Annotated in this window: 1 protein-coding gene; it reads right to left on the bottom strand. The window is 66.7% G+C overall.

What is annotated here, in order from left to right; translation table 11 throughout:
- Nucleotides 1-209: ATP/GTP-binding protein (locus OO47_RS33180; RefSeq protein ID WP_030223675.1), on the bottom strand; the 209-nt coding region annotated here is incomplete at its 3' end.
- Between the last annotated feature and the right edge of the window lies 1 nt (nt 210).

Raw genomic sequence — 210 nt, 5'->3', positions numbered from 1 at the left:
CAGAAGCGGTCCTGGCCCGGCGTACCGAACAGGTACAGGATCAGGTCCTGGTCCAGGGTGATGCGGCCGAAGTCCATGGCGACGGTCGTCGTCGTCTTGCCACCCGTGTGCGTGAGGTCGTCGATGCCCGCCGAGGCGGACGTCATGACGGCTTCGGTACGCAGCGGGTTGATCTCCGAGACCGCGCCGACGAACGTGGTCTTGCCCACG

The organism is Streptomyces bikiniensis, assembly GCF_000716625.1.
Classification (GTDB): Bacteria; Actinomycetota; Actinomycetes; order Streptomycetales; family Streptomycetaceae; genus Streptomyces; species Streptomyces bikiniensis.
The sequence above is the reverse complement of the archived record's forward strand: the minus strand, read 5'-3'. Positions and strand labels throughout refer to the sequence as shown.